This is a genomic window from Microbispora sp. ATCC PTA-5024, from assembly GCF_000511135.2.
Lineage (GTDB): Bacteria > Actinomycetota > Actinomycetes > Streptosporangiales > Streptosporangiaceae > Microbispora > Microbispora corallina.
Window position 1 is genome coordinate 135390 of sequence record NZ_KI866528.1, and the last position, 11095, is coordinate 146484.

General features: G+C 72.5%; 10 protein-coding genes. 6 read left to right on the plus strand and 4 right to left on the minus strand.

What is annotated here, in order from left to right:
• On the plus strand, positions 1–3018 hold a 3018-nt coding region (locus tag MPTA5024_RS37565), incomplete at its 5' end, for a carbohydrate-binding protein (RefSeq protein WP_084370330.1).
• Between the two features lie 447 nt (positions 3019–3465).
• On the opposite strand, the gene MPTA5024_RS37570 is transcribed toward MPTA5024_RS37565, so the two are convergent.
• Positions 3466–4413 carry a LysR family transcriptional regulator gene (locus MPTA5024_RS37570; protein ID WP_036333231.1) on the minus strand — a complete coding sequence of 316 codons (948 nt, stop codon included), beginning with the start codon at positions 4411–4413 and terminating at the stop codon, positions 3466–3468.
• A 121-nt stretch (positions 4414–4534) separates the two neighbouring features.
• Between MPTA5024_RS37570 and MPTA5024_RS37575 the strand changes: the two genes are divergently transcribed.
• Positions 4535–5782, plus strand: coding sequence for an MFS transporter (locus tag MPTA5024_RS37575; protein ID WP_036333233.1), 1248 nt, complete (start codon positions 4535–4537; stop codon positions 5780–5782).
• A gap of 16 nt (positions 5783–5798) precedes the next feature.
• Here the strand turns inward: MPTA5024_RS37575 and MPTA5024_RS37580 are convergent, their stop codons facing one another.
• The 3 genes from MPTA5024_RS37580 to MPTA5024_RS37590 form a co-directional block, all read right to left on the minus strand.
• Positions 5799–6287: a hypothetical protein gene (locus tag MPTA5024_RS37580; RefSeq protein WP_036333235.1), complete on the minus strand. Its 489-nt coding sequence runs from the start codon at positions 6285–6287 to the stop codon at positions 5799–5801.
• Positions 6288–6432: 145 nt separating this feature from the next.
• Complete coding sequence (locus MPTA5024_RS37585; protein WP_036333237.1) at positions 6433–7164, minus strand: alanyl-tRNA editing protein; 732 nt, start codon at positions 7162–7164, stop codon at positions 6433–6435.
• 58 nt (positions 7165–7222) lie between these two features.
• Positions 7223–8134 carry a DMT family transporter gene (locus MPTA5024_RS37590; protein WP_036333239.1) on the minus strand — a complete coding sequence of 304 codons (912 nt, stop codon included), beginning with the start codon at positions 8132–8134 and terminating at the stop codon, positions 7223–7225.
• A gap of 188 nt (positions 8135–8322) precedes the next feature.
• On the opposite strand from MPTA5024_RS37590, the gene MPTA5024_RS37595 reads away from it, so the two are divergent.
• The 4 genes from MPTA5024_RS37595 to MPTA5024_RS43100 form a co-directional block, all read left to right on the plus strand.
• Positions 8323–9192 (plus strand): MEDS domain-containing protein, encoded by an 870-nt coding sequence (locus MPTA5024_RS37595; protein ID WP_198167653.1) that lies wholly within the window; start codon positions 8323–8325, stop codon positions 9190–9192.
• The gene (locus tag MPTA5024_RS37600) at positions 9182–10009 is read left to right on the plus strand and encodes an ATP-binding protein (protein ID WP_084370332.1); all 828 of its coding nucleotides are present in this window, start codon (positions 9182–9184) and stop codon (positions 10007–10009) included. The genes MPTA5024_RS37595 and MPTA5024_RS37600 overlap by 11 nt, the downstream gene beginning before the upstream one ends.
• An 82-nt stretch (positions 10010–10091) precedes the next feature.
• Positions 10092–10655, plus strand: coding sequence for a hemerythrin domain-containing protein (locus MPTA5024_RS37605; RefSeq protein ID WP_036333243.1), 564 nt, complete (start codon positions 10092–10094; stop codon positions 10653–10655).
• A 214-nt stretch (positions 10656–10869) separates the two neighbouring features.
• A partial coding sequence (locus MPTA5024_RS43100; protein ID WP_036333245.1) for a hypothetical protein occupies positions 10870–11095 on the plus strand: 226 nt, incomplete at its 3' end.

Genomic DNA, 11095 nt, shown 5'->3' on the forward strand with positions numbered 1-11095 from the left:
ATGACCGCTCCGGCCGGGGCCGCCACCACGGCCGCCGCCGCGGCAGCGACCACGGCCGGCGCCTCGCTGCCGTTCACCAGTTACGAGGCCGAGGCCGGGACGCCCGGCGGCGGAGCGACGACCGTCGCCCTGACTGCGCCGCCGACGACCCAGTACTCCAGCGCCGCCCTGGAGGCGTCCGGGCACTCGTACGTCCAGCTCAACGGCACCGGGCAGAGCGTCCAGTGGACGAACGGCACGGGCCGGCCGATCAGCGCGATCACCGTGCGGGTGAGCATCCCCGACTCCGCCGGAGGCGGCGGGCAGACCGCCACGCTCGACCTGTACGTCGACAACACCTTCCGGCAGACGCTGAACCTCAACTCCAGGCAGAGCTGGCTCTATGAGGGCAACGACAACTACAACGGCAACAGCCAGAACCCGGCCAACGGCAACCCACGGGTCTTCTTCGACGAGGCGCGGACGTTCGTCACCGGCACGGCGATCGCGCCCGGCAGCACGTTCGCGCTGAAGAAGGACGGGTCCAACACCGCGGCCTTCTACTACGTCGACGTCGTCGACGTGGAGAACCCGCCCGGGCCGCTGAGCCAGCCGGCCGGCTCCATCTCCATCACCGGCTGCGGCGCCGTCTCTGACGACACCCCGACGAACGGCGCCGCGGACGGCGGCGCCGTCGACAGCACGGCCGCCATCCAGAACTGCATCAACCAGGCGCAGTCGCAGAACAAGGTCCTGTGGATCCCGCCGGGGACGTTCTACCTGAAGGGCACCCGGGGCCTGGACGCCAGGGGCATCACCATCGCCGGCGCCGGCATGTGGTACAGCACGATCTACCGCGACGTCCCGCTGCCGAACAGCGTCCCGCTGCCCGCCCTGTTCAACCTCACCTCGTGCACGGTCCAGAACCTCCACCTGGACTCGAGCGCCACGAGCCGCGCGAGCGTGGACGGCGCCGGCGGCGCCATGGACACCACCGGCACCGACTGGGTCGCCGACGGCATCTGGAGCCAGCACGTCCTGTCCGGGTTCTGGGCCTCCGGCACCGGCGGCACCGTCCGCAACAGCCGCCTCACCTCGATCTGGGCGGACGGCGTCAACCTCAACAACGTGTCGCTGACCAGCTCCGTCGGGTCGGGCCTGACCGCGACGAACAACTTCGTCCGCGGCACCGGCGACGACGGCATGGCCATCAACTCGGTCCACTACAACACCGACTCCGCCGGCAACAGGACCTACTACACGCCGATGTCGCACATCACGCTGACGAACAACACGATCGTCGCGCCGTGGGGCGGCAAGGGCATCGGCATCTACGGCGGCAGCGCCCAGGACGTGGAGTACAACTACATCTCCGACACCGCCCGCTACATCGGCCTCGGCGCCGGGCGGTTCGGCGTCAACGGCGACGACCTGCTGTCGGCCACCGTCAACGGCAACGTCGTCGTCAGGTCGGGCGGCAACGCCTACAACCAGGGCCAGCCCGCGCTGCACATCGGCAACGGCGGCGACGGGCAGAACACCGGCGTCGTCGACCACGTCACCGCCACGAACAACACGGTCGGCGACTCCCTGTACGACGGCATCGGGTTCTCCACCTCGACGAACACGCTCCTGCAGGGCAACACGGTCACCTCGCCGTGGCGCAACGGCGTGGTCGTCGCCCCGCCGTTCTACCCCGCGCCGAGCGGGTCGGCCACGATCACCGGCACCACCGTCACCGGCCTGCGCTCAGGGACGACGGCGTACGTCAACAACTCCGGCGGCTTCACCGCGACGGTCACCGGCAACAGCTGGCAGAGCGGGGGAGGGACCGGAGGCCCCTACGGCGGGACGCCCGCGGCCGTCCCGGGCACCGTTCAGGCGGAGAACTACGACACCGGCGGCCAGGGCGTCGCGTACGGCGTCTCCTCGGTCAACGGCACGGCGAACGGCTACCGCTCCGACGGCGTCGACCTGGAGACCACGCCGGACACCGGCGGCGGCTACAACCTCGGCTGGACGTCGGCAGGGCAGTGGTTCCACTACACGGTCGACGTGGCGTCGGCCGGTACGTACACGCTCGGCCTGCGGGTGGCCGCGCCCGCCGCGGTGACGGGCGCGTTGCACGTCGCCGGCGCCTCGGGCGGCAACCTCACCGGCGCCGTGACCGTCCCGGCCACCGGAGGCTGGCAGACGTGGACCACGGTCACGGCCCAGCTGACCCTGCCGGCCGGGCGGCAGACGCTCACCGTCTACCAGGACAACGGCGGCTGGAACATCAACAGCCTGCAGTTCACCGCCGCCGGCGGCGGGACCGCCATGCTCACCGCCGCTCCGTCGTCGCTGACGTTCGGCGGTCAGGCGGTCGGCACGACGAGCGCGGCGCAGGCGGTGACGGTGCGGAACACGGGCACGGCGACGGCGTCCATCGGCTCCGTCGCCGCGTCGGGCGACTTCGCCCAGACGAACACCTGCGGCGGCTCGATCGCGGCGAACGCGTCGTGCACGGTCAACGTCACCTTCCGCCCCACCGCGACCGGCGGCCGCACCGGATCGCTCACGATCACGAGCACCGCGTCCAACAGCCCCACCGTCGTCGCGCTGTCGGGCACCGGCGGAACCGCCTCCGCGAACCTCGCCGCGGGCAGGCCGACCGCCGAGTCGTCGCACACCGACGTGTACCCGTCCTCGAAGACGACGGACGGCGACCAGAACACCTACTGGGAGAGCGCCAACAACGCCTTCCCGCAGTGGGTGCAGGTGGACCTCGGATCGGCGCAGCAGGCGAGCCGCGTGGTGCTGCAACTGCCCGCGTCGTGGGGCGCCCGCGACCAGACGCTGTCGCTGCTCGGCTCCACCGACGGCACCACCTTCACCACCGTGAAGGCGTCGGCCGCCTACACGTTCTCGCCGTCGTCCGGCAACACCGTCACGATCACCTTCCCGGCGAGCACCCAGCGGTACTGGCGGGTCACCGTCACCGCCAACACCGGCTGGCCCGCCGGCCAGGTCTCCGAGTTCCAGGTGTGGAACCAGTAGCCGCCGACGGCGCCGCTGGGGCCCGCGCCCGGCGGCGCCGTCGCAGCCCGTATCAGCACGCCGCGTTCTCTGCCGGCGGCGACCTGGTCGAAACTTTCTCTACCTGACGTAAAGTTTCTTCTCGATGTCCGAGGTTGTTGATCGGGCATTATGCTCCTGGGCGCCCAGGGGCATCGTGGATTGGGGCTTGCGCGCTCGCAATGTTTCGGAGAAACTTCGAAACATCCGGTCGGCGCGGGACGCGGGGATCGCCGTGCCGGCCGGCCGGGAGGACCGCTACTCGGGTTCGGTCAGGCGTGCCGCCGTCGGCGGTCCCTCGACATCCTCCGTACGGGGACCGTGCGCGCGCAGCTCGGCGGCGGCGCCCGGGTGGCGGCCCTCCGCGACCTCCGGCCGATCGCCCTCGTCGGGACGGGGCCCGCCATGGGCGCCCGCCGCTCACGGGTGTCACGGGACGGGGCGGCATGGGCTCGCCGCCCAGGATGGGAGCCAGGTCGCCTCGGGGAGAGGGGCCAGGCTTCGGAAGTGGTCGATGATCGCCCGTAGTCCTGGGTGCGGATTCGCCCGGGGCAGGATGAGCGAGATCGGGTAGGCGATCACCGGGTCCACGATCGGGATGCGGCGCAGGTCGTGGCCCGCAGGCCAGACGTACCGGTCGCGCGCGCCGACGAGCGTGGCCACGTCGGCGGAGTCCGCGAGGGTGTCGAGGAGCACCTCGTCGCCGAAGTGCGGGCCGGCGGCGTCGACGCGGAGATCGAACTCGGCGGTGAGCCGATCGTAGAACTCGGCCCATTCGCTCCGCGGCGCTATGCCCGGCACCCAGATCCGGTGCCGGCGCAGGTGGGCCGGCGTCAGTGCCCGTGCGGAGGCGAGTGGATGGCGGGGGCCGACGAGGAGTTCCAGCGGAGAGTCGAACGCCCGGATCATCTCCAGCTCGCGCGGCAGCGCGGCGGGGTCGGTGATCGTGCGGAACGTCGCGTCGACGTCACCCGTCTGGACGGCGGCCGCCGCCACGCGCGGGTCGTCGACCCTGAGGGTCACCACGTCGAGCTCGACGCCGGGATGCGACCGCCAATAGTCGTGCAGGATCACGGCCTGCGCGGACCGGAGGCCGAGAACGTCGATCCGCGGGGCCCGCGACCCCGGCCTGATCGCGGTGACGGCGCGATCGACACCCGCGACGATGCTCCGGGCGTGCGGGAGGAACGCCTGGCCGTCGAGAGTGAGCTCGACCCCCCGGGCGGTGCGGGTGAACAGGCGCACGCCGAGTTTGCGCTCGAGGGCGGCGATCCGCTTGGAGACGGCCTGCTGCGTCACGCCGAGCTCGTCCGCCGCCTGCTGCAGCTGTCCGAGCTCGGCGGCGCGGACGAACGATCGCACCGCCTCGGTATCCACCGACGCAGCTTATGGGCCTACAACCGATGGTTGTGGCGACCGGGGAGCCGGTTGTTTGATCCCGCTCCGGGGCGGCTGGTGTGATTCACCGGTCCGGACGTCGGTCGTCGCAAGGAGTCGCATGCGCGTGCGGTTGGGACGCGGTTTCGGGTGGCTGTGGTCGGCCTACGCAGTGAGCACGTACGGCACGTGGATCGCGTTCGGAGCGTTCCCGCTGATCGCGGTGCGGGTGCTGCGCTCGCCGCCGTTCGCGGTCTCGCTCCTGGAGGCCGCCGGCCTCGCCGTCGCGGCGGTCGTCGCGGTCCCGCTCGGCCCGTGGATCGACCACCGGGCCAAGCGCCCGGTGATGATCGGGATGGACACCGTCCGCTTCCTGGCCATGGCGAGCGTCCCGATCGCGTACCTCCTCGGGCTGCTGTCCTACGGCCAGCTCCTCGTCGTCTCGGTCGTCTCGGGAACCGCGGGCATCGCGTTCACCGCCGCCTCCGGTGCCTACCTGAAGCACCTCGTCCGCGGCGATCACCTCCTTGTGGCGAACGCGAGGTTCGAGGGCACGACCTGGGTGGCCACCGCGGCGGGACCGCCGCTCGGCGGCGCGCTCATCGGGCTGCTCGGCCCGGTCGTCACCGTCGCTGCGGACGCCCTCAGCTACCTGCTCTCCGCGCTCGGGGTCCTCCGCATCCGCGGAGCCGACGTCGTGGCGGCGCGCGACCCCGCGACCAGGTTGCGTGCCACCGACTTCCTGGCCGGCTGGCGATTCATCCTCCACGACCGGGTGATGCGGCGCCTGTTCCTCAACCAGATGACCGTCAACGGCCTGATCATGGCCACCGGCCCGCTCCTGGCCGTCCTCCTTCTCGGCCGGTACCACTTCCCGGCCTGGCAGTACGGTCTCGCCTTCGGCGTCCCGGCGCTCGGAGGCCTCGCCGGCGCCCGCCTGTCCCCGCGCCTCGCGGCCCGCTACGGCCGGCACCGCGTCATGATCGTCACCGGCTGGCTGCGCTCGATCTTCCCTCTCGGCCTCGCCTTCACCCGTCCCGGCGTCCCCGGCCTTCTCACCGTGATCGTCGTGGAGGGCCTGCTGATCGTCTGCATGGGCGTCTTCAACCCCATCAGCGCGACGGAACGCCTGCGGCGCGCTCCCGCCGATCACGCCGCCCGGGTCCTCAGCGCGTGGAGCATCGGCAGCAGACTCTCCCAGGCCACCCTCATGGTGGTCTGGGGCGTGCTGGCGACACTCATCGGCCCGCTCGCCGCGATCACCGTCTCCGGCGTCCTCCTACTCGGCACCCCCCTCCTGCTGCCCGGGCGGGCGCCCGCGCCCGATCCGGTGCCGTCACCCCCGGCCGAGGGCGTCCGGCCGGCATGACCAGGCGGACAGGAGGTCAGCGATCGGATCCGGCCGCTGAGAGGTCCCCGACGGCGTCGGCGTAGTAGACCGAGCCGGCCAGATGGAACGCGATCTGCCGGAACGTCCAGCCCTCGCCGGGCGACCGGTCGAGCTGGTCCGGACTGAGCGCGGTCAGCCGAGCGGCCCAGATCCGGCCGAGCCGGGTGAGCCGGCTTCCGGCCTCGTCCAGGTCCTGATCGGTGAAGGGCGCCAGATCGGCGGGGGTCGTGGTCGCCGACGCGTGCCAGCGGTCAGGGATCGGGGAGCCGCCGGCCAGCCGTGCCTCCATCTCGGCGAGGTGATCGACAAGGTGATCCGCGACCCGGCGGATCGCCTTGTGCGGGGTGTAGACCCGCTCGTCCACACGCATGAGGCGACCGTCCCAGCTCGTCCAGGTCGCCGCCAGGCCGAGTACGTGGTCGATCATCGACACCACGACCAGCGCGGGTTCGCGGTCATCGGTGGTCGGAACCTCATGGGACATCCTCGGCCTCCACAGCAGTGCGTCACGTGATCGGACGGGGCACACGTACCGGCCCCGACCGGGTGGAGACCGGCGACGGCCCCGGAACGCACCCTAGGATTCGGACATCTCCACGGCCGTCGAAGCATGGACGCGCGCGGTCCGGTCAGGAGATCGCGATGCGCAGGCGGCGGAAGCCGCGGCCCTTGCTCTCGATCTTGGCGACCTTGATCCTGCCGATCTGCTTGGTGGACGCGACGTGCGTCCCGCCGTCGGCCTGCGTGTCCAGCCCGACGATGTCCACGATCCGCACCTCGGGGATGCCCTCCGGCACGAGGTTGGTCGCGGTGCGGATGATGTCGGGGATCGCGAAGGCCTCCTCGCGCGGCAGCACCCGCACGTCGATGCGCCGGTCGGCCGCGATCTCGGCGTTGCAGGCGTCCTCGACCGCCTCCTTGAACCCGGGCGGCACCTCGGGGAGGTTGAAGTCCATCCGCGCGGTGAACGGCTCCATGTTCCCGCCGGTCACCAGCGCGCCGTAGTCGCGGAACACCACCCCGCACAGCACGTGCAGCCCGGAGTGGGTGCGCATGAGGGCCGAACGCCGCTCGTCGGCCACCGCCGCCCGCACGACCGTGCCGGCCGGGGGGATGGGGTCGTCCTGCGCCGGGACGAGGTGGAGGTCGTCTCCCTTTCGGACGCCCTCGATCCGGGTCTCCACGCCCTGCCACAGCAGGACGCCCTGGTCCGGAGGCTGGCCGCCGCCACCGGGGTAGAAGGCCGAGCGGTCCAGGACGATGCCGTCCGGCGTCGCCTCCAGCACGACGGCCTCGAAGGATCGCAGCTCTTGGTCGGACAGCTCCAGACGCCTGGTCCGTCCGTGGAGGTCGAAGGTCATCTCCCGAGTCTAGGACCGGGAGCTGCGCAGATCCGATCGCCGGCATCGCGATCGGCCTTCACCGCCGCGAACGGATCGTGGCGACGGTGCCGGAGGCGAGGATCAGCACGCAGCCGGCCAATTGGAGGGCGGAGGGACGCTCGCCGAGGACGAGGGCGCCGAGCACGACCGCTCCGACGGGGGTGAGGAGCAGGAGGACGGCGCCCACATGGCTCGCGAGACGGGGGGTGGCGAGGGCGACGAGCAGCCACCCGAGCACCTGCCCGAAGAGCGCGACCAGGGCCAGCCAGCCGACGGCGGCCCAGCCGGGGGCCGGGTCGACGCCCTGCCAGAACGCGCCCACGACCAGCGAGACGACCGCGGCGGACGCCGTCACCCACAAATAGGACTGGACCGGCCGCCCGTCCTGCCCCTCACGCCGGAGGAGGAACAGGAAGGCCGAGTAGCACAGGGCCGCGAGGATCGCGTGGACGGTGCCGAGGAGCGGGTCGTTCCCGCCGCCGCCCTTCTCGAACACGCCGCCCGCGAGGACCACGCCCACCAGGAGGAAGGGCACGGACACCAGGAACCTGCGGGGGAGCGCCTCGCGGTCCACGAGCAGCGCGAGCAGCGGGACGATCACCACCTGGACGTTGACCAGCACGGTGGAGAGCCCGGCGCCGACCTCGGCGATGGCCGCCGTCCACAGCAGCATGTCGCCGGCGAACAGGGCTCCCGCGACGACGGTGACGAGCCGGCGGCGTCCCGGGATCCCGCCCTCCCGCCTCCGCTCGCCCAGCGCGAGCGGGATCAGCAGCGGCAGGGCCAGCAGGCACCGGTAGAAGGACGCGGTGCCCGGCGAGGCGCCCGACAGGTGGATGAGCACGGCCGAGGCCGACACGAACAGGGCTCCCACCGCCATGGACGCGGACGGGTGGCGGGTGGCCGGTTCGGTGACTCCGGCGGTCCGGTCCTCGCTCACACGGGTCATCGGCGTTCCCCCGCCTCCGGCTTCGTGGCGACCCGACGCTCGCTACCCGGAGGATCCGTCTCCATGCCTCGCCCGGGGCAGGACCGCCCTCACGGGGCGGGTGCCGGTCCGCCCACCTCGGACATGTCATTACGATGAGTTTTCCGCGGTGCGGTGGCGACGGCGGTCACGGTGAGGTGGTGGCGCGGGTGACGATCAGCGCGGAGGTTCAGATCACGGATCTGACCGCCAACGATCACGCCTGCCTGACCTTCGGCGAGCCCGAGGAGCTCCACGACCTGACCGCGGCGTTCGTCCGGGACGGGTTGTCCGGGGGGCTGCGCGTCGTCTGGCTGTGCGAGGAGCCGCAGGCGGCCCTGACCGAGCTGGGCCGCCGGGGCGTCGCCGTACGGCCCGCGACCCAGACCGGGCGGATGGACGTCGTCGCGTCGCATGAGGGCCTGCTGTCCGGGCAGTCCTTCAGCGTGGAGCACGCGATGGCGTGGCTGCGCTCCCAGATCGAGCTGACGTCGCGGGAGGGCTACGCGGGGCTGAGGGTGGCCCTCGACATGGGCTGGGCGCTGCGGCCCGTCAGCGGCGTCGAGCAGCTGCCGGCCTTCGAGAAGGAGATCGCCGCGGCGCTGTCGGACACCAGCGTGTCCGTCCTGTGCCAGTACGACCGTGACCGCTTCGACCCGGTCACCCTGGCGTCGGTGTCGCCCTTCCACACCCGCGCGGTCGCGGCCGCCACCTACCACGACGACCCGCTGCTGCGCATCTGCCGCCAGTATGCTCCGCCCGGCATCCGCCTCGCGGGTCAGATCGACCGTTCGGCCGAGGACGCCCTGGCCCTCGCCCTGGCCGAGGCCATCCGCGTGGACGGCCACATCACGATCAACATGGCGGAGCTGTCCTTCATCGACCTCTCGTGCACCCGCATGATCATCGACGCGGCGCGGAGCCTGGTTCCGTCCCGCAAAGTGGTGATGCGCTGCAACCGGGGCATCGTGTCGAGGTTCGTCCTGCTGGGCGCCGACGGGGTGCACGGCATCGATCTGGTGACCGCCGATGACCGATGACCGGCAGATGGACACCCCGCCCGGCACGGCCGAGGCCTCCGACGGGGGAGGAGGGCCGATGGACGCCGGAGGGCCCGCGCCGATCCTCGACCAGCCGTTCGACCGCGACTCGCTCTACGCTCTGCGGGCCACGTTGGAGGCGCACGCCACGCATGCGGGCCTGCCGCACGGCCGGGCCACGGACCTGGTGCTCATCGTCCACGAACTGGCCACGAACGCGGTCTTCCACAGCTCGGGCACGGGACGGGTGCGAATCTGGCGGTCGGCGGGGTCGCTGCGGTGCGAGGTCAGCGACGCGGGAGGTCCCGCCCCGGCGGGGCGGGACGCCGCCGCATGGCCCGTCCGGCACGGTCACGGACTGTGGCTCGCCCGCTACCTGACCGACAGGTTCACCATCGCATCCGGGACGGACGGGACCGTCGCCACGGCCGACTTCGTCCTTCCTGCACCCGATCACCCCTCCGCCGGGACGCTCGACCGTCGCGACTCGTACGCCGTCCTCGCGCTGGAGGGCGCCCTGGACGAGCGGGCGGCCGCGGAGATCGCCCGCGTCGTCCGCGGGCTGGTGTCGGACACGAGCGCGCCGCGGCTGGTGGTGGACCTGTCCGGGGTCGCCTTCTGGGACAGCACCGGCATCACCGCGCTGATCAGCGCGCAGCAGCGGCTGGACCAGACGCCGGGGGGGATGATGGCCCTCTCCGGGCTCACACCGAAGTTGGCGCACCGGCTCGACGGCCTCAGCCCCACCCCGTTCACCGTCGCCGACACGCGGGCCCAGGCCGCCGGCCGCTTCCCGGCTCGCCCGGACGCGGACTGAGGCCGGACGGCGGCCATTCGCGGGTGTAGCCCTGACCGCGCCGGGCAGCGGCTGGGAATCCCCTAGTCGAAAGGTGACGGCAGTGACCACCACCGGAGAGCACGACGTCGTCGACCTGCTGCTGGAGCAGCACAACCAGATCAAGACCCTGTTCGCGGAGGTCGCCGCCGCCCAGGGCGAGCGCAGGCTTGAGCTGTTCCACGACCTCGTACGGCTGCTGGCCGTGCACGAGAGCGCGGAGGAGCAGGTCGTCCACCCGGCCGCCCGGTCGAAGGCGGGCGACGCGGTCGTCGAGGCGCGGCTGCACGAGGAGGACGAGGCGAAGCACGCCCTGTCCGACCTGTACGACCTCGGGGTGGACCACCCCGAGTTCGACACCGGGCTCGCCACCCTGGCGCAGGCGGTCCTCGACCACGCCACCCACGAGGAGCAGGAGGAGTTCACGCGGCTGCGCCAGGAGACGTCGCCCGAGCAGCTGCGCCGGATGTCCGGGGCCGTGCGGGCCGCCGAGGCGGTCTCACCCACCCGTCCGCACCCCGGAGCCGGGGAGTCCGCGCTCGCGAACATGCTGGTCGGGCCGCCCGTCGCGGTGTTCGACAAGGTCCGCGACGCCGTCCGCGACTGGCGGCAGTCGAACAGGGACTGACGCTCCGCGCCCGGACGGGACCGCGTCGCCCCGCCGACGCGCGAGCGTGGCGGAGTCCCGCGGTCTCGCCCCGGGCTCCCGGGACCCGCGCCGCGCGAGTTCCCCCGGACCCCGGGCCGCCGTGTGCCGCCGTGTGCCGCCGTGTGCCGACCTGTGCCGACGGGGCGGGACCGGTGCATGATCCCGGCGGCGACGCGCGTGCGATGATCGTGACATGCCCCCGACGACGCTGATCCAGGTTCCCCAGTGGCAGGGCTCGGGCGCCCTCGACGCCCGCCGTCTGTCGCGTGGCGCCGAGGTGCTGGCCTCGTTCGTGCCGTCCCGGCGCACCGTGCGTGTGCCCGTCCCCGACGCCGAGGGCGTCGAGCGGGACGGCGTGCGCGGCCTCGACGCGCTCGTCGCCGTCGCGGCCGGGACCCGCGCCGCCGAGGCGGGGCTCG